Origin of the sequence: Natrinema sp. 1APR25-10V2, from assembly GCF_031626495.1 — an archaeon.
Lineage (GTDB): Archaea > Halobacteriota > Halobacteria > Halobacteriales > Natrialbaceae > Natrinema.
In genome coordinates this window covers 198250-222730 of the sequence record NZ_JAMQOJ010000007.1, presented here as the reverse complement: position 1 = coordinate 222730, position 24481 = coordinate 198250, and the positions used below count along the sequence as shown (strand labels likewise).

General features: G+C 66.6%; 22 protein-coding genes. 9 read left to right on the top strand and 13 right to left on the bottom strand.

What is annotated here, in order from left to right; all coding sequences use genetic code 11:
- Positions 1–87 precede the first annotated feature (87 nt).
- The 3 genes from NDO75_RS21660 (at position 88) to NDO75_RS21650 (ending at position 3382) form a co-directional block, all read left to right on the top strand.
- On the top strand, positions 88–1347 hold the full coding sequence (locus tag NDO75_RS21660) for an MFS transporter (protein WP_310908697.1): 1260 nt from the start codon (positions 88–90) through the stop codon (positions 1345–1347).
- Between the two features lie 96 nt (positions 1348–1443).
- Positions 1444–2622 (top strand): tRNA sulfurtransferase, encoded by a 1179-nt coding sequence (locus NDO75_RS21655; RefSeq protein ID WP_310908696.1) that lies wholly within the window; start codon positions 1444–1446, stop codon positions 2620–2622.
- Between the two features lie 169 nt (positions 2623–2791).
- Complete coding sequence (locus NDO75_RS21650) at positions 2792–3382, top strand: DUF5804 family protein (RefSeq protein ID WP_310908695.1); 591 nt, start codon at positions 2792–2794, stop codon at positions 3380–3382.
- A gap of 41 nt (positions 3383–3423) precedes the next feature.
- Here the strand turns inward: NDO75_RS21650 and NDO75_RS21645 are convergent, their stop codons facing one another.
- Both NDO75_RS21645 and NDO75_RS21640 read right to left on the bottom strand, forming a co-directional pair.
- Positions 3424–4131, bottom strand: a complete 708-nt coding sequence (locus NDO75_RS21645; RefSeq protein ID WP_310908694.1) for a hypothetical protein — start codon at positions 4129–4131, stop codon at positions 3424–3426.
- A gap of 88 nt (positions 4132–4219) precedes the next feature.
- Positions 4220–5200, bottom strand: coding sequence for a PLP-dependent cysteine synthase family protein (locus tag NDO75_RS21640; protein ID WP_310908693.1), 981 nt, complete (start codon positions 5198–5200; stop codon positions 4220–4222).
- 341 nt (positions 5201–5541) lie between these two features.
- Between NDO75_RS21640 and NDO75_RS21635 the strand changes: the two genes are divergently transcribed.
- Complete coding sequence (locus NDO75_RS21635; RefSeq protein WP_310908692.1) at positions 5542–5910, top strand: thioredoxin domain-containing protein; 369 nt, start codon at positions 5542–5544, stop codon at positions 5908–5910.
- A 53-nt stretch (positions 5911–5963) separates the two neighbouring features.
- On the opposite strand, the gene NDO75_RS21630 is transcribed toward NDO75_RS21635, so the two are convergent.
- The 3 genes from NDO75_RS21630 to NDO75_RS21620 all read right to left on the bottom strand — a co-directional run bounded on the left by NDO75_RS21630 (position 5964) and on the right by NDO75_RS21620 (position 10068).
- A complete protein-coding gene (locus NDO75_RS21630; protein WP_310908691.1) occupies positions 5964–7529 on the bottom strand; it encodes a carboxyl transferase domain-containing protein in 1566 nt (521 codons plus the stop codon).
- Positions 7526–7696 (bottom strand): hypothetical protein, encoded by a 171-nt coding sequence (locus NDO75_RS21625; protein WP_310908690.1) that lies wholly within the window; start codon positions 7694–7696, stop codon positions 7526–7528. Before NDO75_RS21625 ends, NDO75_RS21630 begins: the two co-directional genes overlap by 4 nt.
- Before the next feature lie 200 nt (positions 7697–7896).
- Positions 7897–10068 carry a thioredoxin domain-containing protein gene (locus NDO75_RS21620; RefSeq protein WP_310908689.1) on the bottom strand — a complete coding sequence of 724 codons (2172 nt, stop codon included), beginning with the start codon at positions 10066–10068 and terminating at the stop codon, positions 7897–7899.
- A gap of 231 nt (positions 10069–10299) precedes the next feature.
- Here NDO75_RS21620 and NDO75_RS21615 point away from each other — a divergent pair, with 231 nt between their 5' ends.
- Complete coding sequence (locus tag NDO75_RS21615; RefSeq protein ID WP_345784917.1) at positions 10300–11439, top strand: PQQ-dependent sugar dehydrogenase; 1140 nt, start codon at positions 10300–10302, stop codon at positions 11437–11439.
- Positions 11440–11479: 40 nt separating this feature from the next.
- Here NDO75_RS21615 and acnA read toward each other — a convergent pair whose 3' ends face one another.
- The 3 genes from acnA to thyA form a co-directional block, all read right to left on the bottom strand.
- Positions 11480–14242: an aconitate hydratase AcnA gene (acnA, locus tag NDO75_RS21610; protein ID WP_310908687.1), complete on the bottom strand. Its 2763-nt coding sequence runs from the start codon at positions 14240–14242 to the stop codon at positions 11480–11482.
- A gap of 233 nt (positions 14243–14475) precedes the next feature.
- Entirely contained in the window at positions 14476–15036 is a 561-nt protein-coding gene (locus tag NDO75_RS21605) for a dihydrofolate reductase (RefSeq protein WP_310908686.1), read from the bottom strand.
- Complete coding sequence (gene thyA / locus NDO75_RS21600; protein WP_310908685.1) at positions 15033–16049, bottom strand: thymidylate synthase; 1017 nt, start codon at positions 16047–16049, stop codon at positions 15033–15035. The genes NDO75_RS21605 and thyA overlap by 4 nt, the downstream gene beginning before the upstream one ends.
- Positions 16050–16236: 187 nt before the next feature.
- Between thyA and NDO75_RS21595 the strand changes: the two genes are divergently transcribed.
- The 4 genes from NDO75_RS21595 (at position 16237) to purD (ending at position 19805) form a co-directional block, all read left to right on the top strand.
- On the top strand, positions 16237–16827 hold the full coding sequence (locus tag NDO75_RS21595) for a hypothetical protein (RefSeq protein ID WP_310908684.1): 591 nt from the start codon (positions 16237–16239) through the stop codon (positions 16825–16827).
- Positions 16824–17438 carry a hypothetical protein gene (locus NDO75_RS21590; RefSeq protein WP_310908683.1) on the top strand — a complete coding sequence of 205 codons (615 nt, stop codon included), beginning with the start codon at positions 16824–16826 and terminating at the stop codon, positions 17436–17438. Before NDO75_RS21595 ends, NDO75_RS21590 begins: the two co-directional genes overlap by 4 nt.
- Before the next feature lie 165 nt (positions 17439–17603).
- A complete protein-coding gene (locus tag NDO75_RS21585; protein WP_310908682.1) occupies positions 17604–18377 on the top strand; it encodes a hypothetical protein in 774 nt (257 codons plus the stop codon).
- Between the two features lie 135 nt (positions 18378–18512).
- The gene (purD, locus tag NDO75_RS21580; RefSeq protein ID WP_310908681.1) at positions 18513–19805 is read left to right on the top strand and encodes a phosphoribosylamine--glycine ligase; all 1293 of its coding nucleotides are present in this window, start codon (positions 18513–18515) and stop codon (positions 19803–19805) included.
- Positions 19806–19825: 20 nt separating this feature from the next.
- Here purD and NDO75_RS21575 read toward each other — a convergent pair whose 3' ends face one another.
- The 5 genes from NDO75_RS21575 to NDO75_RS21555 all read right to left on the bottom strand — a co-directional run bounded on the left by NDO75_RS21575 (position 19826) and on the right by NDO75_RS21555 (position 24453).
- A complete protein-coding gene (locus NDO75_RS21575) occupies positions 19826–21184 on the bottom strand; it encodes an aminotransferase class III-fold pyridoxal phosphate-dependent enzyme (protein ID WP_310908680.1) in 1359 nt (452 codons plus the stop codon).
- A 39-nt stretch (positions 21185–21223) separates the two neighbouring features.
- Positions 21224–22522, bottom strand: coding sequence for a DUF4010 domain-containing protein (locus tag NDO75_RS21570; protein WP_310908679.1), 1299 nt, complete (start codon positions 22520–22522; stop codon positions 21224–21226).
- A 194-nt stretch (positions 22523–22716) separates the two neighbouring features.
- Positions 22717–22992: a PadR family transcriptional regulator gene (locus tag NDO75_RS21565; protein ID WP_310908678.1), complete on the bottom strand. Its 276-nt coding sequence runs from the start codon at positions 22990–22992 to the stop codon at positions 22717–22719.
- 444 nt (positions 22993–23436) lie between these two features.
- Positions 23437–23583: a hypothetical protein gene (locus NDO75_RS21560; RefSeq protein WP_310908677.1), complete on the bottom strand. Its 147-nt coding sequence runs from the start codon at positions 23581–23583 to the stop codon at positions 23437–23439.
- Positions 23584–23805: 222 nt separating this feature from the next.
- On the bottom strand, positions 23806–24453 hold the full coding sequence (locus tag NDO75_RS21555) for a hypothetical protein (RefSeq protein ID WP_310908676.1): 648 nt from the start codon (positions 24451–24453) through the stop codon (positions 23806–23808).
- Positions 24454–24481: the final 28 nt, after the last annotated feature.

The following is a 24481-nucleotide window of genomic DNA, read 5'->3' as shown; positions in this document are numbered from 1 at the left end:
CGAAACCGGAACCGCGGCTCCGACGCCCGAATACTCAAGCACCGCCTCCGTGTACGGTGTTACGAATCGAAACAGTAGTGAGCGCCAGTGTCCGACTCGAGTTCCGAATCCACGTCCAGGCCGGTCATCTACGCCGTCGTCGCGAGTACCTTCTTCGTCGGTTTCGGCGGCGGGGTCGTCTTCCCGATCCTGCCGAACCTCGGCGAAGTGCTCGGCATCTCGGCGTTCATGGTCGGCGTCATCCTCTCGGCGAACCGCTGGACGCGGCTGTTCGCGAACGGACCGGCCGGGGCGCTGGTCGATCGGATCGGCACTCGAAAACCGTTCGTCGCCGGGCTGGCGATCGAAGGCGTCGCGACGGCGGGGTACGTGGTCGCGATCACCTCCTCGGTGCCGGAGTTCTGGTTCGTCCTCGCGCGGGTCTGCTGGGGCGTCGGCAGCGCGCTCGTGTTCGCGACGGCCTACACGATCACCGCCGACGTCAGCGAGGCCGCCTCGAGGGGGACGAGCATGGGGATCGTCAGAGCCGGAATTACGTTCGGCTTCCCCGCCGGCATGGTCCTGGGCGGGATCGTCAGCGAGGTGTACAGCAACGTCGCGGCGTTCGTCCTCGCGGCCTCCTTCGCCGGCCTCGCGAGTGTCATCGCCTACTTCATCGTCCCGGAGACCCACGTCGAGTCGGCCGACTCGTCGATCAAACCCTGGGACCTCGAGACCACCCTTCCCGCGCTGACCGTCGGGCTGGTCAACTTCGGGCTCTACTTCGCGTTCTTCGGCGTTCTCTTCTCGACGCTCGTGTTGTACCTCCAGGTCGAATCGATGACGCTCGCACTCGAGGTCGGCAATTTCGGGATCGACTACGGCGAACAGGGAACCTCCGGCCTGCTGATGGCGGCCGCCGCGCTGTCGGGCGCGGTCTTTACGATCCTCGGCGGGAAGATCAGCGACGGCGTCGGCGCTCGGGTTCCCGTCCTGCTCGTGTTCCTCGTGACGAGTTGTACCGGCTTCGCCGTCCTCACGCTCGCGCCCTCGCTCGGCACCGTCGTCCTCGGCTGCGTGCTGATCGGCGCGGGTCAGGGCGGCGTCGGCGGCCCGTTGACTGCTCTCCTCGCCGACCTCACGCCCGAAGAGCGGATGGGGCGGGCGATGGGGACCAACAACGTCTTCGGCGACGTCGGCGGCGCGCTCGGCCCGCTCGTCTCGTTGCCCTTCGCCGACGCGGCCGGCTTCGACGCGCTGTACGCGATCAGCGCCGTCATCCCGCTGCTGGCCGGCGGCGTTCTCGTCGCCGGCATCTACACCTACACCGGCAGTCTGAGCCCGACGGTCGACGAGTCGATCGTCTGAGCCGCGACGACTGCGGTGTCTTCGGCTCCTCCCGACCGCTCGCGGCCGACGCCGACCTCGTAATCCCCTTATACCTCCGGTCATCTACCACTTGCCATGCACCCCCCGGGAGCCGATACTGTCCTCGTCAGACACGGGGACGTCAACACCAAGAGTAACTCCGTCAAGCGGTACATGGAAGGGCTCCTCGTAGAGAATCTCGAGGCGCTCCTCGCCGACCGGTCGATTCCCGGCGAGGTCGAGCGCCGCTGGAACCGGCCGCTGATCCACACGAGCGAGGCCGCCGTGGCCGAGGCGACCGCGGCCGCGACCGATACGTTCGGCGTCGTCTCCGCCAGTCCCGCGCTGACCGTCAGCACCGAGAAAGCTCGGATTCTCGAGGCGCTCGAGGAGACCGCTCGCGAACACTACGACGGCGGGACGTTCGCAGTCGACGCCCGCCGGGCCGACAAGACGCTGCCGTACGACAGCGAAGACCTGGCCCGCGAGGCCGGAACGGCGATCTGGGAGGCCGTCGAGGACGAGTTCGAGCCCGAAGTCGATCTCGACGATCCCGACCTCACCTTCGGCGTCGAAGTCCGCGAGGACATGGCGTTCGTCTACCTCGAGCGGATCGACGGGCCGGGCGGGCTCCCGCTCGGCTCACAGGAGCCGGTGATCGCGCTGGTCAGCGGCGGAATCGACTCGCCGGTCGCGGCCTACGAGATGATGAAACGCGGCAGTCCGGTCGTGCCGGCCTACGTCGACCTCGGGGACTACGGCGGGATCGACCACGAGGCGCGCGCGATGGAGACCGTTCGGCTCCTCTCCGCGTACGCGCCGAACTTCGACGTACAGGTCTACCGGATTCCGGGCGGCGAGACGGTCGACCTGCTGGTCCGGGAGATGGAGCAGGGCCGCATGCTCTCCCTGCGCCGATTCTTCTACCGCGCCGCCGAGACGCTGGCCGAGCGCGTCGACGCCAACGGCATCGTCACCGGCGAGGCAGCGGGCCAGAAATCCAGCCAGACCGTCCGCAATCTCGGCGTCACCAGCCGCGCGACTCGGCTCCCGATCCACCGCCCGCTGCTGACCCGGGACAAACAGTACATCGTCGAGCAGGCCCGCGATATCGGCACGTTCACCGACTCGACGATCGATGCCGGCTGCAACCGCGTCACCCCCGACCGCGTCGAGACCAACGCCCGCCTCGAGCCCCTGCTCGCGGCCGAGCCGGACGGTCTGCTCGAGCGCGCCGAGGAAGCCGCGAAGAACGCCGAACTGATCGAACCCTGAATCCGCCTATTCGCTCTGCTGGCCTGCTCGTAGACGACCTAGCCAGCCACCGCTGGGCGGGACTGAAAGGGGCTTGCGTAGTCGTGACGGCTACCGCAGCGGAGGTGTTCGCAACCGCCGCACACGGAAGGCGAAACCGACATTACGCGACCGGCCCCATCGTATCGTAGTGACCCGCGTCTGTCTCATCGGCGAGGACGGGAGCAATCTCCAGTACGAACTGCTCTCCCGGGAAACTGCCCGCGAGGCGCTGGCGACGTACGATCTCGAGCGACCGTTCGAGAACTCGCTGGCTCTGCGGACGGTCAGCATCGGGGCCGCCGTCTCGCTGCTGAACGACCTGAACTGGTATCTCACCCGGTTCGTCGACGAGGCGCTCGTTCAGGAGCCGAGTATCGACGACGAGGAGTGGCTCTCGCGGACGCTCGCCGAAGCGCTTCGGAACGGGACGATCGAACCCGCTGCAACGGCCGAGTACTGCAAAATTTACGGCCTCGAGCGGGCCGATGCAGGGCTCGAGACAGATGGGGACCAGCCGGACGAGCGGGGACCGAACGAGGGGGTCGAGACCGCCGACGCGGCGGAACCGGCCGATACCGACTCGAGCGAGGCCGACCGAGCGGGGGCGGTCGAGCCGCCGTACCGGCTCGTCGAACCGCTGTACGTCCGCCGAACCGGCGGCGATCTGCCCGAGTACGATCTCCGGGACGTCGAGGACACCCTCGTCGTCCGGCTGACCGAGGCCGAATACTCGCCGTAGCGCCCGACGGTCGGGAACCGCCCGAGGCGCTTTCGTCGCCGTTAGCTGCTATCCGACGACGAGTCGCCGTCCACGCTCGTCGACCGGCTCGCGCTCCCGGACGAACTCTCGCTTGCGATGCCGAATCCGTGTTCCTGCCCGTCGCTATCGATAATCGTCGCGGAGACGCGAGTCAACCGGTCCGATTCGAACGTCGCCCTGACCAGTCGCCCGACGGTCACCACCTGGGCGGTACAGGCTTCGTTCGGATCGCTCGTGTCGCGGACCGCGGCGTCGAGGACGAGTTCGTCGTCGTCCTCGCCCTCGTCGCCTTCGTCGATGTCGATCCCGTCGAGTATCAGTTCGTGACAGGGGTTCGGCGCGCCGGCCTCGAGCGCGACGATGACCGACGTTTCGAAGTCGGTCTCGTCGACGAAGTCGGTGTGCGGCTCCGACTGGAGTTCTCGCTCGGTGAGCCAGTCGTTCGCGTCGTCCGCGCCGAGTAACAGTGCCGCATCGGGCGAGGACGACTGCGCGGGATGCTGAAGCGGCTGCGCGTCGTAGCTCGCCAACCCGTCGGGAAGGTCGTCGCCGACCGCGTTCTCGTCGTCGGTCGGGGACTCGTTGCCGTCAGGCTCGCTCTCGTCGTCGCCGTTACCGTTACCGTCGTCGTTCGATGCGCTGCCGGGACCGTCAGCGAGGCAACCGGCCGAGAGGGCGAGCATCGATGCGGTACCACACAGCAGACTCCGTCTGGAGGGACGTGTCATCGTACCCGACCGTACGAACGGGTGCGTAAAGGGAATTCGGCTAGGTGAAAGAACTCTTTCGGCGGATCGCCGCTGCGAGTCGAGACGGTCAGTCGAACAGGCCGGTCGAGAGATACCGCTCGCCGCTGTCCCAGAAGACGGTGACCACCAGCGGGCAGTCGTCTGCCCGGCCGCCGTCGGTCTCGGGGGAGGCCGGCTCGCCGGCGTCGTCGAAGGCCGTCGGGACCTCCGGGCACTCGACCTCGGGGTCGGCGATCTCTCTGGCGACCCGCTGGGAGGCCAGACTCGTCGCGCCGCTGGACTGGCCGACCAGGACACCCTCTTCGCGCGCGAGGCGGCGACACTCGTCCTCCGCTTCCTCGAGTTTCACCGTCTCGACGCGGTCGATCAGGTCGACGTCGAGGTTGTCGCTGACGAAGCCTGGACCCATCCCCTGGAACTCGTCCGTTCCGGACTCGCCGGTCGAGAGGACGGCGTTTCTGGCCGGCTCGACGGCGACGATGTCCATGTCGGGGAACTCCTCGCGGAGGCGGCGGCCGGTGCCCGAGAGCGTGCCGCCGGTGCCGACGCCGGCGACGAAGGCGTCGACCTCGCGGTCGCCGACCTGCTCGAGGATCTCCTCGCCCGTCGTCTTGTAGTGGGCCTCGGGGTTCGCGGGGTTCTCGAACTGGCCGAGCTGGATCGCGCCCTCGGCCTCGAGTTCGTCGGCGCGTTCACGGGCGGCCGACATGTCGCCGTCGACCAGTTCGAGGTCGGCCCCGTAGGCGGCCATGATCTGCCGGCGCTCCTTCGACTTGTCCGAGGGCATGACGATCGTCAGGTCGTAGCCGCGGGCGGCGGCGACGAGCGCGAGGCCGATCCCCGTGTTGCCGCTCGTCGGTTCGACGAGGCTGTCGCCGGGTTCGATCCGCCCGTCGCGTTCTGCCGCCCGGATCATCTCACGGGCCGGCCGGTCCTTGGCCGAGCCGCCGGGGTTAAACGATTCGATCTTCGCGGCGACCGTCACGCCCTCCGGCGAATCGACCTGGACGAGCGGCGAGCCGATGGTGTCCAGAATGCTCCCTTTCATCACCCCTCTCTAGGGAATCGAGACGTAAACCCGTGCTGGACACAGGCAGGACGTGCCGGCTAGTCGTCGTTCGGTGAGTCGATTGCGGCTCCGAGTCGCGGACCGCAACCGACCGGAAAGCCCCTGGGCGTCTCGAGTCGAGGGGCTCGCTGCGCGCTTCGGGTTCGCTTCGCTCACCGCTGCAGTGCTTGCATCGCCCGTCTTCCCCGAGACGCCCAGCCCCTTTCAGTCCCGCCCGGCGGTGGTCAGTCGACCGAGTGTGAGCGACGGCGGTTGGCCGTCCGAGCGAGGACGCCGTCCGAAACACCGCGGTTAAGCCCGCCGAGACGTAAGCCGTGCGTATGAGTCTCGAGACGATGCGGCCGAACCCGACGTGGGACGCGGCCAGCTACGAGGATGCGGTCGACGCGATCGCGGCACACCGCGACGAACTGACCTACAAGATCTGGGGCGGTGACTGGTGCAAGGACTGTCGCGCTCTGCTGCCCGACTTCGGCGCGGCGCTCGAGGCCGCCGAGGTCCCCGACGAGCGCATCGAGGAGTACGCCCTCGATCAGGACAAGCAGGGCCCGGGCGTGGAGGAGTACGACATCGAACTCATCCCGACGATAGTCGTCGAGAACGACGAGGGCGAGGAGATCACCCGCTTCGTCGAGGAGGAGGACGTGCCACCGGCGGTCTGGCTGGCCGACGAGATCGAGGCGGCGTAGGTCCAGTTCGATCGGATCGGCCGACGAAGACGCCAGCAGGTACCTCGAGGCGTTCAGATCGGGTTTATCGGCCGTTTCTTCGGCGGCCAGTCGTCCTCGTGGGGTTCGTCCGCTCGCGCGAACGCTCGGACGATCCGGTCGCGGGTGTCTTCGGGTTGGACGACGCCGTCGGTGCCGACGCGGGAGGCCGCTCGGACGGCATCGGTTCTGTCCTTGAATTTCTCGATCAGTTCCGCACGCCGAGCCTCGGGGTCGTCCGCGGACTCGATCTCCCGACGGTAGGCGATGTCGACGGCCCCTTCGATGCCCATGGCTGCGACTTCGGCGGTGGGCCACAGCACCGTCAGCTCCGAGTCGATCGAGCGACCGCCGCCCATCGCCACGTAGCCGAAGCCGTAGCCGCGCCGGAGGACGACGTTGGCGATCGGGACCGTCGCGCGAGCGAGTTCGAAGGGGAGCTTCGCGGAGTGGCGGGCGATCCCCTCGCGTTCCGAGTCCGGGCCGGGCAGGATTCCGGGCACGTCGGCCAGCGTGAGGATCGGGAGCCCGTAGGCGTCGCAGATCGCCGCGAAGTGGGCCGCCTTCTCCGACGCGCCCGTGTCGATGGTCCCGGCCTTGATCCGCGGGTTGTTGGCGATGACGCCGATCGGCTCGCCCTCGAGGCGGGCGAACGCGGTGACGATGTTCCGCGCGTAGGTCGGCTTCAGTTCGAACACCGAGTCCCGGTCGACGATCCCCTCGATGATCCTGTCGATGTCGTACCCCTTGCGCGGGCTCGAGGGGATGATCTCCCGCAACTGCTCGCCGTCGACGGCCGGCGGTCGCGAGTCGGTCGACGGCGGCTCACGCCGAGCGTTTCGCGGCAGGTACGAGAGGAACGTCCGGATCGCGTCGAGGCAGGCCTCGTCGTCCTCGCAGGCGAGGTCGGCCATGCCGGTCTCGGTCGTCTGGAACCGTGCGCTGCCGAGTTCCTCCTTGGTGCCGTCGACGCCGAGCGCGGCCTCGACGAGCGACGGGCCGGCGACGCCCATCGTCCCGGTCCCCTCGACGATCGGCACGAAGTCCGACAGCGCCGCGAAGTTGGTCGGCGCGGCGAAGGCCGGCCCCATCATCGCCGAGACGACCGGTACCCACCCGGAGAGTGCGGTCTGGCGCTTCGAAAACCCGTTGTCGCCCCGGGCGAAGGGTGCGGCGTCGAGCCCCTCCTGGATGCGGTGACCGCCGCCGTCGTGGAGCATGATCAGCGGCAGCCCACGGTCGAGGGCGCGCTCGGTCACCCGCGACATCTTTCGGCCGCCGGCGTGGCCGATCGAGCCGCCCTTGACCGTGAAATCGGTGGCGATCAGCGCGACCGAGCGGCCGTCGATCTCCCCGTAGCCCGTTATGACGCCGTCGGAGGGGGCGTCTTCGCGCTCCCAGTCAGTCGTCTCGGGCGTCGTCGGCATCGGCGACGCGAGGCGGCCGATCTCCTCGAACGTCCCCTCGTCGAGCAGGTAATCGACGCGCTCTCTGGCGGTCAGCTTCCCGAGATCGCGCTGGTGCGAGACGGCCTCCTCGCGCGCCTCGTCGGAGAGCGACCGCTTCGCGTCGGCGACTTCCTCGAACGGATCGTCGCTCATTCGAGGCGCGCCTCCCGGAGCTCGAACGTCCGCATCTCGTTCGTCTCCGTCTGCACTCCGTCGCTGACGAGCATCTCGTCGGCTCCTACGAATCCGGGGAGTCGAATCGAGAAGTGACTGTCCCTCGCGCGTTCCTCGATCGGCCGGTCGTCGAACGTGGTAGCCATTGTCTCTCGCAAAGTTGGCTAACTACGTACAAGAACTCCAGAGATGCGGTAACATTGTTCTCGAAGGGCGGGATGAACGCTAACAATAGACGTGACGCGTCGGGAACGCGTGAGATCGCTGCATCACGTCGCAGTTCGGCCATTCCGTCTCGAGGCGAGCGCCGGCGGCTCTGCTGACTGGGGCCAGTTCGGCGGTAGGTTTAGAACGGCGCGTCCGACCCGTCGTCCATACTCTCGCCCGAATCGCCGAGCCACTCGAGCGCCTCGTCGGCGTCGTGGGTCGGCGGCGAGCACGTCCGGTCGCGGCAGACGTACAGCGTCGGCTCGCTGTCGCGGGCCTCGCGTCCGGCCCAGATCGGGGGCGCGTCCTCGAGTCCCAGCCGGTCGAGCCACGCCTCGAGTCCGTCAGCAGTCGGCGGTCGTGGCGCGAACAGCAGGTCTGGGAAGTACCGCGAGGTGAATCGGTCGCGCCACGTCTCGGGCAGTTCGTCGGCGGCGACCGTCACCTCTAGCGCACCCGACTCGAGGCGGTCGGCGGCGAGACAGAGCGTCGCGTGCTCGAGGGCGTTGGCCTCGAGTTTGTTCGCGTGGGTCTCGAGGACGGTCGCGGCGATCTCCTCGAAGCCCTCCGCTGCAAACTCGTCGAGCGCGAGCAGCGTCTCGACGGCGACGCCGGCCGCCGAGGGCGTCGACTGGTCGCCGAGTTCCTGCGGACGGGTTACGAGCGATTCGCCGCTCTCGGGCGTGAAGTACAGCGTCCCGCGGTCGGCATCCCAGAACTCGGCCTCGATGACGCGAGCCAACTCGAGCGCGAAGGCGAGGTGATCGACGTCGCCGGTCGCCTGATAACAGTCCAGTGCCGCGCGCGCGAGGAAGGCGTAGTCCTCGAGGTAGCCGTCGACTTTGACATCCCCGTCCTTGTAGCGCCGCGACAGCCGTCGCTCGTCGGCGTCCCAGAGTCGATCGCGGACGAACTCGAGGGCGTCGACGGCGGTCTCGGCGTAGCCCTCGTCGCCGAGCACCAGTGCGGCCTCGGCGTAGGTCGAGATCATCAGCCCGTTCCAGCCGGCGAGGATCTTCTCGTCGCGGTTCGGTCGCGGGCGTTCCTCGCGGGCGTCGAACAGTCGCTGGCGGGCCGAGTCGAGGCGCTTCAGGATCTCGCTGCCCTCGAGGTCGAACTCGCCGGCGAGTTGCGAAATCTTGACGACGCGGTTGGGCTGGCTGCGCCCCTCGAAGTTCCCCGACTCGCTGATATCGTAGCGACGACAGAAGAGCGCGGCGTCCGTTTCGTTCTCGAGAATTTCGTGGACCTCTGTGGGCGTCCAGACGTAGAACGCGCCCTCCTCGCGCTCGCCGGTCTCGGGTGACTCACTTTGGGCGTCGAGCGTGCTGAAGAAGCCGCCCTCGTCGTGGGTCAGCTCTCGATCGACGAATCGGAGGGTCTCCTCGACCACCTCGGCGTAGCGACCCTCGCCGGTCAGTTGATAGCCGGCGAGGAAGGCCCGCGGAATCTCGGCGTTGTCGTAGAGCATCTTCTCGAAGTGGGGAACCGTCCACTCCCGATCGACGCAGTAGCGGTGGAACCCGCCGCCGACGTGGTCGTAGAGACCGCCCGACGCCATCGCGCCGAGGGTCTGCTCGAGCACCTCGAGATACTCCTCCTCGCCGGTGCGATCGTACGCCCGCCCGAGTACGCGGAGGCGAGACGGCTGGGGGAACTTCTGTCCGGTGCCGAAGCCGCCGAACTCCCGGTCGGCGCCCCGCACGATTGCGTCGGCGGCCGTCTCGAGCACCTCGCTCGAGGGGGGCTCCGCGCTCCCGCCGGTCCCTGCGGTGTCGGGCGTCTCCTCGAGTCGGTCTTTCGCCGCGTCGGTCCACTGCTGGGCGCGGTGTTCCATCTCCTCGCGGTCCTCTGCGCTCTCCCAGGAGTCGCTGATGCGCTCGAGCAGGTCGCGGAAGCCGGGCTGGCCGCGCTGGCCCTCCGGCGGGAAGTAGGTCCCGATAAAGAAGGGCTTCCCCTCCGGCGTGAGCCACGCCGAGAGCGGCCAGCCGCCCTGCCCGCGGACGAGCTGGCAGACGGTCATGTAGATGCTGTCGACGTCCGGGCGCTCCTCGCGGTCGACCTTGATCGGGACGAAATTCTCGTTCAAGACCTCGGCGACGGCCTCGTCCTGAAAGCTCTCCTCCTCCATGACGTGACACCAGTGACACGCCGAGTAACCGATCGAGAGGAAGATCGGCACGTCGCGCTCCGCCGCCGCCTCGAGCGCCGCCTCGTCCCAGGGCTGCCAGTTGACGGGGTTGTCCGCGTGCTGGCGCAGGTAGGGGCTCTCCTCGTCCTCGAGCCGGTTGCGCCGGGTCGGGTCGGTCATGCCTGTGCGTACGCCTGTCAGTCGTAAAAGGCCGACGTACGAGGTGAACGGGCCGATCGCTCTCGCTGCACTGGTACCCCCAATCGTCAAGCCGGCGGCGACCGAGAGACGGACTGTCCCACCGTGACCCCCTCCACACGCGATCCGCTGGTCACTCGCCGGCGACTCCTCACCAGCGCCGCTGTCGGCGCCACCGCTTCGAGCGCGGGCTGTCTGGACGCGCTGGAAGGAGTGACCGACTCGGGATCGACGTGGAAGCGCCCGCCCGACGACGAAGAGCAGTACGAGGTCGAGACCGTACTCGAGGGACTGGCCCACCCCTGGGGACTCGCATTCGTTCCCGATGGCGACCGCCTGCTCGTGAGCGAACGCGAGGGTCGCTTGCTCGCGGTCGACCCCGAGACGGGCGACCGACGAGTCGTCGACGGCATCCCCGAGGTGTTCGCCGAGGGGCAGGGCGGCCTGCTCGACGTCGCCCTCCATCCCGCCTACCCCGACGAGCCGTGGCTCTATCTGACCTATTCCGCGGCGACCGACGGCGGCGCCTCCACGACCCTCCTCGCGAGGGGACGCCTCGAGCCCGGCGGCGACGCGCTCGCGGACCTCGAGGTACTCCGCGCTGCCGAACCGGCCGTGGAGAGCGGCGGCCATTTCGGATCCCGGATCAGTTTCGGTCCCGACGAGCGGCTCTATATGACGGTCGGGGACCGCCAGTCCAAGGAGTTCGGCCCGGACCACACCAGTCAGGACACCGGGACCGAACTCGGGTCGGTACTCAGGCTGGAACCGGACGGTTCGATCCCCGCGGACAACCCGTTCGTCGACGACCCCGACGCCGTCGACTCGCTGTTCAGCTACGGCCACCGTAACCCGCAGGGGCTGGCGGTTCACCCGGAGACGGGCGACCTCTGGGAGAGCGAGCACGGCGAGGAGGACGGCGACGAACTCAACGTGCTCGAGGCCGGCGGTAACTACGGCTGGCCCGTCGCCGACAGCGCCTGCGAGTATGGCACCGACGACCCGGTCGGCGACGACCCGGACGAGCGCGACGACGTGATCGCTCCAGTCTACGAGTGGCCCTGTTCGACCGGGGGCTTTCCGCCGGCGGGGATGACGTTCTACGACGGCGGCGCCTTCGAAGAGTGGCGAGGCGATCTCCTCGTCTGCAATCTGGCCGCGGGCTATCTCTGTCGGTTCGACGTCGACGGTGCGGACGCCGCTACCGACGCCGACGTCGAAGCCGTCGGAACGATGCTCACGTCAGAAGGGTGGCGACTCCGAGACGTCGCGGTCGCTCCCGAAGCGGGTGCGATCTACGTCGCCGTCGACGCCGAGGACGCGCCGCTGGTCAGGCTGGTCCCGGACACCTAATCTCGAGACGGCGAACGGGAGACGGAATAGCGACGACCGATCAGGCCGTTTCTTCCTGCAGCAGCCGTCGGAGCACCAGGTGGAGGACGCCGCCGTTCTCGACGTACTCGACCGCCATCGGCGTGCCGACCTGTGCGGTCACGTCGAACTCGGTCGTGGTACCGTCGTCGTCCTCTGCGGTGACCGTCAGTTCTGCGTTCGGCTCGAGGCCGTCTTCCAGGCCCTCAATCTCGAAGTACTCGTCGCCCTCGAGACCGAGTTCCTCCCAGCCCTCGCCGTCTTCGAACTGCAACGGCAGGACGCCCATGCCGATGAGGTTGTCGCGGTAGATCCGCTCGTAGCTCTTGCCGATGGTCGCGCGGATGCCCAGCAGGTCGGTCCCTTTGGCGGCCCAGTCGCGGCTCGAGCCGGTGCCCAGTTCCTCGCCGGCCATGACGATCAGCGGCGTATCGTCCTCGCGGTAGCGCTCGGAGGCCTCGAAGACGGTGGTCTCCTCGCCGGTCGGGTGGTGGATAGTGTAGCCGCCTTCCTTGCCGTCCAACAGCTGGTTCTCGATGCGGACGTTCGCGAAGGTGCCCCGCATCATGACCTCGTGGTTGCCCCGTCGCGAACCGTAGGTGTTGAACTCGTGGGGCTCGACGCCCTGCTCTTTCAGCCACTGGCCGGCGGGCAAGTCCTCGCTGAACGGCCCGGCGGGGCTGATGTGATCGGTCGTGACCGTGTCACCCAGGGTGAGCAACGCGCGGGCGTCCTCGACGTTCTCGACGCCGGGTTTCTCGAGCGGGAAGTCCTGGAAGAACGGCGGCTCGCGGATGTAGGTCGACTCTGGGTCCCACTCGTAGACGTCGCCGGTCGGCGCGTCGAGGGCCTCCCAGCGCTCGTCGCCCTCGTAGACGCTGGCGTACTTCTCCTCGAACATCTCCGGCGAGACGCTGTCGTGGATGGTCTCACGGATCTCCTCGGTGTCGGGCCAGACGTCCTCGAGGTAGACCTCCTCGCCGTCGTCGTCGGTGCCGATCGGCTCGTTCTCGAGGTCGATGTCCATCCGCCCCGCGAGGCCGTACGCGACGACCAGCGGCGGGGACGCGAGGTAGTTGGCCTTGATCTTCGGGTGGATACGGGCCTCGAAGTTCCGGTTTCCGGAGAGGACGCTCGTCGTCCAGAGGTCGTGCTCGTCGATGGCGTTCTCGATCGGCTCCGGGAGCGGCCCGGAGTTCCCGATGCAGGTCGTACAGCCGTAGCCGACGACGTGATAGCCCAGTTCCTCGAGGTCGTCGAGCAGTTCCGCTCGCTCGAGGTACTCCGTGACGACGCGGCTCCCCGGCGCGAGGCTGGTCTTGACGTAGTCGGGCACCTCGAGGCCCCGTTCGGCCGCGTTCCGGGCCAACAGCCCGGCACCGACCATGACGGAGGGGTTCGAGGTGTTCGTACAGCTCGTGATCGCGCTGACGAGCACGTCGCCGTGACCGATCTCGACTTCGGTACCGTCCTCGAGTTCGACGGGAACCTTCTCGTCGAGCGCGAGGCCTGGACCCGAGGCGGTCGAGTCGGACGCGGCTGCACCGCTGCCGTCGCCGATCGCCGGCTCGCCGCCGGGACCGATGACGCCTTGCTCCTCGAGCAGGTTCGGGAAGTGTTCGTCGAGGTCGCCCATCGGGATCCGCTGGTGGGGCTTCTTGTGTCCCGCGAGGCTCGGCTCGACGTCGTCGAGGTCGAACTCGACGACCTCGGTGTACTCTGGCTCCTGCTCGCCGAACAGGCCCTGGGCCTCGAGGTACTCGCGGACGAGTTCCACGTGGTCCTCGTCTCGACCCGTGAGTTCGAGGTACTCGAGGGTCTTCTCGTCGACGGGGAACATACTGATCGTCGATCCCTGCTCGGGGGCCATGTTCGAGATGGTCGCCCGATCCGCCACGGAGAGTTCCGAGACGCCGGGGCCGTAGAACTCGACGAACTTGTCGACGACGCCGACCTCGCGGAGCTTCTCGGTGATGTGAAGCACGAGGTCCGTCGCCGTCGCGCCGTCGGGGAGTTCGCCCGACAGACGGACGCCGACGACCTCCGGCAGCGACATGTTGATCGGCTGGCCGAGCAGCGCGGCTTCGGCCTCGATGCCGCCGACTCCCCAGCCGACGACGCCGATGCCCCCGATCATTGGGGTGTGGCTGTCGGTGCCGACGAGCGTGTCGGGGACGAGCCACTGTTCCCCGTCGACCTCCCGCTCGTGGACGACGCGGCCGAGGTGCTCTAAGTTGACCTGGTGGACGATCCCCGTTCCCGGCGGAACGACGTTGAAGTCTTCGAAGGCCTGTTCGGCCCACTTGATCGCGCGGTAACGCTCCTCGTTGCGTTCGTACTCGATCTCGACGTTCTTCTCGTAGGCGTCCTCGCTGCCGAAGTAGTCGACCTGTACGCTGTGGTCGATCACGAGGTCACAGGGGACTTCGGGTTCGACGACCGTCGGATCGACGCCCTTCCGCTCGGCGGCCGAGCGCAGCGCCGCGAGGTCGACGACCGCCGGGACCCCGGTCAGGTCCTGCAGGACGACCCGCGAGACCGTAAACGGCACCTCGGCGTCCGGCACGTCGGGTTCCCACGATGCCGCCGCGCGGACGGCGTCTTCGTCGATCGTTTCCCCGTCGGCGTTACGCAGCACCGATTCGAGCAGAATCCGGATGCTCACGGGCAGTTTCTCGAGGTCACAGAGCCCCTGCTCCTCTAAAACCGTGAGGTCGGCCATCTTGTAGGACTCGCCGTCGTGTTCGAACTCCCGGATCGCGTCCGGGAACGTATCACTTGCCATAAACTGGCTTGGGGATGGGGGCATTTGAATCCCTCGAGAATACCCAGTAGCGCTATTATACGCCCCGTATTTGAGGGGTTCGGTGTGTCATTATATAATACCAACTGTATGGTGGTATTCGCCGTTCGATAGATTCCGATCGCGCCGCTGCGATCGAAACGGCGTGGCGACGGGTGAGAATCGAGATCGGCTGGGAGACGACACCGGGGACCAGCCCCGTCGCTCGAGCACGGTCAGGAACGGACGTATTCGACGAACGCGAAGCCGTCGCGCTCGTCTCGGCTCGCCTCCGTCCACGCCTCGCGATCCCAGTCGGGGAAGGAGGTGTCGCCGTCGGGTTCGTCGTGGACTTCCGTCACGATCAGCCGATCGACTGCGGGCAGGAACTGTTCGTAGACGGTCGCGCCGCCCGCGACGAAGATGCGGTCGGCATCGTCGTGGCGGTCCCGCGCGGCGGTTTCCGCCGCCTCGAGGGCGTCCTCGAGGCCGTGGGCCACGACGGCGCTCTCGGGCGTCTCGAGGTCCCGACTCGTCAACACGACCGTCGTTCGACCCGGCAGCGGTTCGCCGAGGCTGTCGAGAATGCCCTCGTACGTCACCCGGCCCATGATGACGGGGTGGTCCATCGTGGCCTCCTTGAAGTGCTGCAGGTCGGCGGGGATGTGCCAGGGCATGTCGCCGTCTTTCCCGATAACCCCGTTGTCGGCGACGGCGACGATGGCGACGAGTTCGCGGTCGGTCTCGAGTTCCGGCGGTGTGGCCGCCGTCGCGTTTCGGTCCTGGTCCGCGCTCATTCGGCCACCGAGAACTCGATCCCGTCGTGGGATTCGTACTCGCGAAGTTCGACGTCCTCGTAGGACAGTTCGTCGATCGAAACGTCGGCCACCTCGAGTGTCGGCCGCTCCAGGGGCTCCCGCGAGAGTTGCTCGAGCAGCCCGGGGACGTGATCGAGCCGTTCGTCGCCATCGGCCTCCGCGGGCGCTTCGGACTCGAGCCAGGCCTTGATATCGAGGTAATCCGACCGCTCGTCGGCGTCGGCCAGCTTCGACTGGAGGGTCTCGAGGTTCTCGGCGTACCAGTCGCCGCGCGCGCCGCGGCCGCAGTAGACGTGGGCGTCGACGACGGTGTGAGCGAAGCTGCCGGGTTCGAAGCCGGTCTGCTGGGCGACGACCTTCGTCAGGAGTGAGTAGGCCGCGATGTTGAAGGGGATTCCGAGGGCGGTGTCCCCCGACCGCTGCGTGAGGTGGCAGTTCAGCCGGTCGCCCTGCACGTTGAAGACGAAGCTGTAGTGACAGGGCGGGAGCGTCGAGACGGCCGCGTTCGCGGGGTGCCAGGCGTTGACCACCAGTCGGCGCGAGTTCGGCGAATCCGAGAGCGTGTCGATCACGTACTGGAGCTGGTCGAACGTCTTCCGCCCGTCGGCCTCCTCGGTGACCCACTGGTGGGCCGCGTCGGGCCAGGACTCCCCCTCGAGTCGCGCGTCGTCCTCGGGAACCGGAAACCGCCGCCAGAAGCGGCCGTACGCGGTATCGAGTCGGCCCTCGTCGTCTGCCCAGGCGTCCCAGATCTTGGTCTCCTCGCGGAGGTTTTTGATATGCTCCTCGCCGGAGAGATACCAGCAGACCTCGTGGAGCATCGAGTTCCAGCGGTAACCGTCCATCTCCTTGGTCGTCAGCAGCGGATATCCGTCCTGGAGATCGACCTCGTAGTGTTCGCTGAACGACGAAATCGTGTCGACGCCGGTCCGATTGGGCTTGTGGGTGCCCTCCGAGAGGACCGCGTCGACGAGCTCGAGGTACTGTCGCATTGCTCGAACCGTAACGACCGAACGACTATAATAACGTACGGTCCGGAACCGATCACACCGGGAACACGAGCGATGCGTCTTCTCTCATACGTCTGGAGGACCTCTCGGAGCAGGTTGGCTGCTCGGCGTTTCTCGAGGGTTCTTGCGCCGGCTCCGGATTTTAGTGTGACCGCGTCCCATAGCCGGTGTGGTGACGCTTGAGCGACTCGTACACGGTCGGCGGACGAACGCCGTCATCGGGTGGGTGCTGCTGAGCGTCGTGGCGGTGAGCGCCATCGAGAGCGTGCTGACCGCCACCGTTCTCTGGCGACTCCTCGCACTGCTCGTCGTGGCTGTGGCCGCGATACCGGCGCTTTACACACGCGACTGGACGGTGATGGTCCCCTGGCCGCTGCTGTCGGTCGCCGCCGTCGCCGTGCTCGCCAGGGCGATCGGGCTGGGTCCCGAAGCCGCGGGCTACCTCATCGTCGCGACGCTCGCGCTCATCGTGGTGGTCGAACTCGACGTCTTCACGTCGATCGAACTGAGCCGGCGGTTCGCCGTCGCCTTCGCGGTCATGATGACGATGGCCTGTCAGGCGCTGTGGACCGTCGCCCAGTTCTACTCGGACCGGTGGTTCGGGTCCGAGTTCCTGCGATCGCAGACCGAACTGCAACGGGATATCGTCATCGTCACGCTCGTGGGGCTCGCCCTCGGCGTGCTCTTCGAATGGTACTTCGTGCGGTTCGAACCCGCCGGCACCGTCGGCCGAGCGATACCCGACGCGGAGTCGACATGACGTTCGGCGAGTCGGTCGGTCTCTCCGACGATCAGGAGCGATACACCGTTCGGATCCTTCAGGGAGCGCTGATCGGACTGATCGCCTACGGGGCGGTGACGGCGCGGTTTTCGGTCTCGGTGACGGCAGCCATCGCGCTCGGAGTGACGGTCCTGCCCGCGCTGTTGCGCCGCGAGTACGGCTACTCGATGGACGCCGGACTCGTCCTCTGGATCACCGGCGCCGTGTTCCTCCACTCCCTCGGTTCGATCGGTATCTACGCGCAGTACCCGTGGTACGACGAGATAACCCACACCGTCTCGTCGATCGTCGTCGCCGGCATCGGCTACGCCTCGTTCCGGGCGTTCGAACTCCACTCCGACGACATCGACGTCCCGCCTGCGTTTCGATCGGTGTTCATCGTCGTGTTCGTCCTCGCGGTCGGCGTCCTCTGGGAAGTGTTCGAATACGCTCTCGGCGACCTCGTCCCCGTCTACGGAGTCGACGACATCGTTACCGACTTCGTGTTCAACGGGATCGGCGGGCTGGCCGTGGCGATCTGGGGGGCGGGCCACGTCGGCGGGCTCATAGGGTTCTTCCGGGAACGGCTCCGGTCGAACGCCGATCAGTGATCGGCCAGCTCGCCGAACGCGGAAGTCCGATCGACGACGGCCCACAGTCGGCTGCATGATCCGGCATCGGGACTATCCGAAGACGAGTCGAAACGGAGGGATACCCGAAAGGGGAGCTACTTCAGCATGACGGATACATCACGTTCCGAGACGAGACGCAGGTTCATGCAGGCAGGTGCCACGGCCGCGAGCGTCCTCGCACTCGGATTGCCCGGAACTGCGGGGGCTCAGGAGTCCGAGGACGGTAACGACGCGGAGGATACCGCCTTCCGAAACGTCATCGCGACTCGCGAGACGTTCTTTGGCGGCGCGATCTTCAGGGTCGTTTCGCCGCCGCTAGAAAACGCACCCGTGGTAGAAAACCCCGATGTCGTGCGAAATCACGAGGTTCGCGTCGTCGAGTACTTCAATACGAACGAGGAAGGGTACATCTTCGTTCCGCCGAACACTCAGATAGAGCAAGGGGAGGTCTACATCTTCGACGACCTGCTGTCGGACAGGACGCAGGAAGAAATCCCAGCGCCGGGTCTCATTCAGGTGGAGTTCCGTCCGCTCAGGGAGCAGAACCTCCCCTTCGAATACGACGTGGACGAGGATTTCGAACTGTTGGAAGGGGGTGGTGGCGAAGCAGCCGTCCGTCCCGACGACTTCTACTCCCAAGCGCTGTTCGAGATCACCTCCGGAGCGCAGGGCTGGGTTCCACAGGACATCGAACAGAGCGGCCTGTTCACCGACTACAACACCGTCCACGCCAGATATCTCGGCACGAATCAGCGGTTCCTCCTCTTCGCACAGGAGGCCGCACAGACGAACACGGGCGCGCTCTACGTGATGCGCGACGAGTCCGAAATCTTCGACCCCGCTGGGAACCTCGTGGCCGCCGAGTTCACCCCCGTAGACGAGGAGAGCCTCACCTTCGACGACGACTTCCTCCGCTAACGCGGCGGTATCGCCGTCTCCCGTCGGCCATTTCCGCCTGCCCCCTCGAGCGGGCGACTGTGCTACCCACGTTCGTGCATACTTCCAGCCGAAGAAAAAGCAACGTTTACAGGTTCGTGCGTTCCGGTATCGACCATGCGAGAGAACGTGCTGCTGATCGGGGGTGGCGGTCGCGAACACGCCATCGCCCGCGCGCTCGAGGACAGCGAGGCCGACCTCTACGCCTGCGCCGGGAACAAGAACCCCGGCATTGCCCGTATCGCGACCGGGTTCGAGACGCTCGAGACGACCGACTCCGAGGCTGTCGTCGACTACGCCGAGGAGGTCGACGCGACCATCGCCGTCATCGGCCCGGAAGCGCCCCTCGAGGCCGGCCTGGCGGACGCGCTCGAGGCAGCGGCGATCTACGCCTTCGGCCCGAAGGAGGACGACGCCCGCATCGAGACGGACAAGGCTTTCCAGCGCCGGTTCATGGAGGAAAACGACATCCCCGGCTGCCCCGATTTCGAGACCTTCGACGACATGGAGGCCGCCTGTGATTTCATCGACGAGTACGACGGCGACCTCGCGATAAAGCCGGCCGGCCTCACCGGCGGGAAGGGCGTCAAGGTCATCGGCGACCAGGTGACCGCCGAGGAGGGCAAGGAGTACATCCGCGAGTCCGACTACGACCGGATCGTCCTCGAGGAACGACTCATCGGCGAGGAGTTCACCATTCAGGCGTTCGTCGCCAACGGCGAATTCAGCACCGCCCCCGCCGTGCAGGACCACAAGCGCGCCTACGAGGGCGACGAAGGCCCCAACACCGGCGGAATGGGCAGCTACTCCGACGCGACGAACGAACTCCCGTTCATGACCGAGGACGACTACGACGACGCCGTTTCGATCATCGAGGCCACCGTCGACGCCCTCGAGGACTACCGCGGGATCCTCTACGGCCAGTTCATGCTGACCGAGACCGGTCCCCGCGTCGTCGAGTTCAACGCCCGCTTCGGCGACCCCGAAGCGATGAACACCCTGCCGGTGCTCGAGACGGACTTTCTCGACGTGCTCACCGCGGCACGGGACGGCGAGGCCCCACCGGAACTCGACTTTGCCTCCCAGGCGACGGTCTGCAAGTACGCCGTCCCCGAGGGGTACCCGACGGATCCCGAAGCCGGTGCGAAAGTGCAGGTCGACGAGGAGAGCGCCGGAGACGCCCTGCTCTACTACGCCAGCGTCGACGAGCGCGACGACGGCATCTACACGACGACCTCCCGGTCGTTCGCCCTGGTCGGCGTCGCCGACTCGATCGACGAGGCCGAGGAAATCGCCGAGGACGCGCTCGCAGTCGCCGGCGAGGAGGGGCTGCACGTCCGCCACGACATCGGGAAGGCGGATCTCCTCCAGCGCCGGATCGACCACATGAACGAACTTCGCAGCGAGTAGCGTCGCACTGCCGTCCGCTTCTACCGCTCGCGTTCGTCGCCAATCTCGTCGATCGTCTCGAGCAGCAGCCTCGACCCCAGTCGGATCTCCCGTTCGGTCACGTCGAGTGGCGGCAGCAGTCGCAGCGTCTTGTAGCCACAGCCCAGCGTCAGGAGACCGCGGTTGAACGCTCCCTCGAGCACCGCGTCCCGTCGATCCTTCGTATCGAACTCGACGCCGAGCATCAGTCCGCGACCGCGGACGTCGATGACGCCGGGCATGTCGCCGTCGTCGACGGCGTCCTCGAGACGCGTCCGAAGCTGCTGGCCTCGCTTTCGCACGTTCGCGAGCAGGTTCTCCTCGTGGATGACGTCAACCGTGAGCACGCCGGCCATAGCCGCGACGAGGTCGCCGGCACCCCACGTCGAGGAGAGCCGACCCCGTTCGGCGGGGAAGACGTCCGAGCGCGAGATCGTCGCGCCGACGCGGAGCCCCTTCCCGCTCGCGATGACGTCGGGAGTGAGGTCGAGGTGGTCGACGGCCCAGAACTCGCCCGTTCGGCCCACGCCCGACTGGATCTCGTCGGCGACGATCCGGAGGCCGTACTCATCGCGTAGCGCCTCGAGGTCGCGGGCGAACTCGGGGTGGGCGACGCGGTAGCCGCCCTCGCCCTGGATCGGCTCGAGGATGAGGTAGGCGATCTCGTCGGGGTCGATCGCGCCGCGATCGGGGTGGAGCGCGTCGGAGACGACGTTGCCGCCGGGGCCGTCGGTCAGCCAGCGGGTCTCGTAGGCCTCGTCGGTCGACGGGTAGGGGACGCTGACGACGCCGGGAATCTCGGGAAAGCCGCTGCGGTGAACGGCCTTCGAACGGTTGAGCGACAGCGCGCCGAGCGTCCGGCCGTGAAACGCGCCGTCGAAGGTGAACGCGCGGTGACCGCCAGCGGCGTAGCAGATCTTGATGGCGTTCTCGACGGCCTCCGCGCCGGAGTTCGAGAGGAAAACCCGGTCCATGTCGTAGTGGTCGGTCACCGCGACCAGCCGGTCCATCAACTGCGTCGGACCGGGGAATTCGGGCTCGTTCGCCGAGCCGCCGCCGCTGACGTAGAAATCCTGTCCGGCGATCTTCCCCGGATCGACGGGATCGAACGCGCGGAGCTTCTCGCGGATCGTCGGGTTGTTGTAGCCCAGCGGCGCGGCCGCGACGTGACTCGTGAAATCCAGTAAGACGTTGCCGTCGACGTCGGTACAGAACGGGCCGACCGCCTCACCGCCGGCGTCCCAGACGAACTCGTAAACGTACGTACTCGGCGCGGCGAACCGGTGGTGGTAGTCGACCCACTCGCTAGCTCGTTTCCCGGGGAGGTCGTCGATCCGGGGCTCGGCCGTTGCTCGGTCCATACGAGAGCTTCGACCGTCGACGGGTAAAGTTACTGACCGCTAAACGACGACGGCTAGCGATGCTACCGCGCCACCGACCAGCAGAATCGTGCTGTAGGCCGCGACCCGGTTCCGGAAGCCGGTGTCCGACGAGGTCGCCGCCAGCAGCGCCTTGACGACGATGCTCGAGACCGTCGCGAGCAGGATGGCGACCGTTGCCTCCGCCGGCCCGAGCTGGCCGCCCCGATAGAGAACGACCGCGGAGGTGGTCGCGCCCGCACTCGAGACGAAGCCGCTGGCGACCGCCGTCGCGTAGAAGCCCAGCGTCCCGAACCACGTTTCGGCCAGCGACCCGAAGACGAGGACGACGAGGAAGACGGCCCCGAACGCGAGCGCGTTGCGCAACGAGAACGGGCTCTCGAGTTCCATCGGGCCGGATTCGCTCCAGTCGGCGGTGAGCGCGGCGACGGCGAACGCGAGGACGATGACCGCGCCGAGCGGGATGATCGCTTCGACGAGGATGTCGGAGTCGCTGCCGGCCGTGAAGCCGACCGCGATCGCGAGGTTCCGTGCGGCCATGGCGGCGTTGGCGAGCAAGATTGCGGCGACGGCGTAGGAGGCCGCGTCGGGCCGCTGGTCGACGTGATCGAGCATCGTGCCGACGACGGCCGTCGAGGAGGCCAGCCCGCCGAAGAAGCCCGTGATGGCGATGCCGCGCCCGCCGTAGGTCGAGACGATCGCGTAGTTGACGATACCGATCCCCGCGACGGCGACGACCATCAGCCAGATGACCTGCGGCTCGAGGGGAATCGCCAGCCCGGCGAACTCGACTGTCGTCTGGGCCGGCAGGAGCGGGTAGACGACGAATGCGAGGATAGCGAACTCCGTCGTCGAGCGCATCTCCTCGTGGGAGAGCCCCCAGGCGAACTCGTGGAGTTCGCGCTTCAGGACGAGCAACAGCGACGAGAGGACGGCGACGGTCACTCCCTCCAGGATGAAGCCGACGGTGACCAGAATGCCGACCCCGTAGGCGACGAGCATCGAAACCGAAGTCGTCAGCGAGAGCCCGGCTTCGTCCTCGCTCATGAGTCCCTGGACCGCGAGCAACACGCCCTGGACGATCACGAGCACGCCACCCAGAACCAGCAGGCTCTCGCCGATCACGGTGTCCGATTCGGTGACGAGAACGGTGAAGACGGACGCGAGCAGGCTGATGAGCGAGAACGTTCGGATACCGGCCGACTTCTGGGACCACTCGCGCTCGAGGCCGAGAAACATCCCCAGCGCGCCCGCGAGCGCAATCCGGACGACCGTCTCCTCGAGCGGCGCGTCGCCGACCTGCAGTACGACCTCGTTCACCCGCGGAGATTCACTGCGGTCGCACATAAGCGACCCGCCGGCGGCGACGCTGCTCGGTCGTCGCATCCGTTCTCGAGGATCGAGTAACAAGCGGTGGGTCGATGTCGCTCACCGAATAGATCGAACTGACGAGGACGAGACGATCACTGCAGCAACCGTTCGAAGCGGCACGACACCGAGCCGAGCGAGTCGTATTACAGTTCGACGTACTGGGACTCCCACTCACGGCGCGCCTCGAGTTCGCGACGGCCGCGACGGGTGAGCGTGTAGAAGTTCGTTCGCCGGTCGCGTCGGCCCTTCTCGACGAGCCCTTTGTCGACGAGCGTGTCGAGGTTCGGATAGAGTCGACCGTGGTGGATCTCCTTCTCGTAGTACTGCTCGAGTTCCTCTTTGATCGCCAGTCCGTGCGGTTCCTCCTCGCCAGCGATGACGTAGAGCAAGTCCCGCTGGAATCCTGTCAGGTCGTACATTGGGTAAGTACCAATCTCACTTACTGTCGAATTTTAATAAGGCTATCGGGTTGTTTCGAGCGAAAGAGGGGTATTACTAGCGAGAAGACTCGTTTCGAGCGTGGGGGTCCCATAACGCCGGTGACTGGTTATCCGGCAAATCTCCCATAATGCGCTGTTCATGTTTACAGTACAGCCATTTTGTTTCGGTACGATTATATACATAGGCAGTCTCTCCGTCCGCTTCGTTGCAGCGGAAGCGAGAAGCGTCGCTACTCGGAACTGGTAATCGTTCGAAACAGGAAAGCAAATCGCGTGACGGAAAAGTGTCACGCGATCGCTTGCCGCCCTGAATTGGTCCCCGCTGACGCTTCGGCCCTCCAAGCGAAGCGTCACGTGGAAGAATTCGCTGGTAGAACTTAAAGGTAACGACAATGCGTCGGCCGCGGACGTCCCGTGTGTAGATCAGATATGCTCTTCTTCGAGCACCCAGCCGAGCGCGCGCTTGTAGTAGGTGAACATTTGTCTGACGCCCTCGTGGCGCATCTCGTCGCTCTCGAGGTTCTCTTTGAGGAACTCGTACTGCTCGCGGATTTCTTCTTCGTCGCGCATACACGCTACTATCGGCCGAGGGGGCAAAAAAGTCGTCACGCGTCGTCGGTCGCCGGCCCCACCGGCGCGTTGTTCACCACTGTTTCGGTCGCGAATAGATCGGTTTCCGGCGTGAAATGGTCGGAAACGAACGAGATCGACGGTCGGTACCGCCGGCGCTCGCTCGCGACTCGAGTCGATCGACGAAGTGGATACGGCCCCGCACGAGGGGCGATGATACCCTTAACTGCTGTTTCCGTCGCTCTCGTTGCCGGTGACACTCTCGTTACCCTCGGATTCGTTGCCGGCACCGTCGCCGAAGGTCAGTGTCACCTCTTCGTCGCCACCGTCGATCTCGACGTCGTCTTCGGTCTGCTCGCCCTCGTTCTCGGCCATTACCGTGTACTCTCCGTCCTCGAGTTCCTCGAATTCGACTTCGCCGTTCTCGTCGGTCTCGTCCTCCATCGGGAAGCTCTGGCCGCCCCCGATATCGGTCGTTTCGTTGCCGGACTCGTTGCCGGATTCGTTGCCCATCCCGCCGTCGGACTCGTTACTGGATTCGTTGTCCATTCCGCCGTCGGACTCGTTGTCCATCCCGCCGTCGGACTCGTTACCGGATTCGTTGCCCATCCCGTCCTCGCCCGCACCGGACATGCCGGCTTCCTCGAGCGTGACGGTCGCGCCCTCGACCGGACCCTCAGCGTTTTCGACAGTTACGGTCAGCGTGTACGTCTCGTCGCCGCCGTCGGTTTCGTTGCCGGACTGGTTGTCCGTTCCGTTCTCCGATTCGTTGCCACCGGGGCCGCTGTCGGCACAGCCGGCCAGCGCGAGCGCAGTCGTCGTTCCTGCCGCGGTAACGAACGTCCGTCGGTTCAGTCGCTTGCGGGACATATACCTCGATAATACGTTCCGGCTGGTT

Bases quoted from the DNA above. Each gene is read 5' to 3' on its own strand.
- NDO75_RS21565 (WP_310908678.1), bottom strand. From the start codon at position 22,992: ATGTACGACCTGACAGGATTCCAGCGGGACTTGCTCTACGTCATCGCT.
- purD (WP_310908681.1), top strand. From the start codon at position 18,513: ATGCGAGAGAACGTGCTGCTGATCGGGGGTGGCGGTCGCGAACACGCC.
- NDO75_RS21655 (WP_310908696.1), top strand. From the start codon at position 1,444: ATGCACCCCCCGGGAGCCGATACTGTCCTCGTCAGACACGGGGACGTC.
- NDO75_RS21590 (WP_310908683.1), top strand. From the start codon at position 16,824: ATGACGTTCGGCGAGTCGGTCGGTCTCTCCGACGATCAGGAGCGATAC.
- NDO75_RS21635 (WP_310908692.1), top strand. From the start codon at position 5,542: ATGAGTCTCGAGACGATGCGGCCGAACCCGACGTGGGACGCGGCCAGC.
- NDO75_RS21575 (WP_310908680.1), bottom strand. From the start codon at position 21,184: ATGGACCGAGCAACGGCCGAGCCCCGGATCGACGACCTCCCCGGGAAA.
- thyA (WP_310908685.1), bottom strand. From the start codon at position 16,049: ATGCGACAGTACCTCGAGCTCGTCGACGCGGTCCTCTCGGAGGGCACC.
- acnA (WP_310908687.1), bottom strand. From the start codon at position 14,242: ATGGCAAGTGATACGTTCCCGGACGCGATCCGGGAGTTCGAACACGAC.
- NDO75_RS21645 (WP_310908694.1), bottom strand. From the start codon at position 4,131: ATGACACGTCCCTCCAGACGGAGTCTGCTGTGTGGTACCGCATCGATG.
- NDO75_RS21555 (WP_310908676.1), bottom strand. From the start codon at position 24,453: ATGTCCCGCAAGCGACTGAACCGACGGACGTTCGTTACCGCGGCAGGA.
- NDO75_RS21560 (WP_310908677.1), bottom strand. From the start codon at position 23,583: ATGCGCGACGAAGAAGAAATCCGCGAGCAGTACGAGTTCCTCAAAGAG.
- NDO75_RS21605 (WP_310908686.1), bottom strand. From the start codon at position 15,036: ATGAGCGCGGACCAGGACCGAAACGCGACGGCGGCCACACCGCCGGAA.
- NDO75_RS21620 (WP_310908689.1), bottom strand. From the start codon at position 10,068: ATGACCGACCCGACCCGGCGCAACCGGCTCGAGGACGAGGAGAGCCCC.
- NDO75_RS21640 (WP_310908693.1), bottom strand. From the start codon at position 5,200: ATGAAAGGGAGCATTCTGGACACCATCGGCTCGCCGCTCGTCCAGGTC.
- NDO75_RS21625 (WP_310908690.1), bottom strand. From the start codon at position 7,696: ATGGCTACCACGTTCGACGACCGGCCGATCGAGGAACGCGCGAGGGAC.
- NDO75_RS21630 (WP_310908691.1), bottom strand. From the start codon at position 7,529: ATGAGCGACGATCCGTTCGAGGAAGTCGCCGACGCGAAGCGGTCGCTC.
- NDO75_RS21585 (WP_310908682.1), top strand. From the start codon at position 17,604: ATGCAGGCAGGTGCCACGGCCGCGAGCGTCCTCGCACTCGGATTGCCC.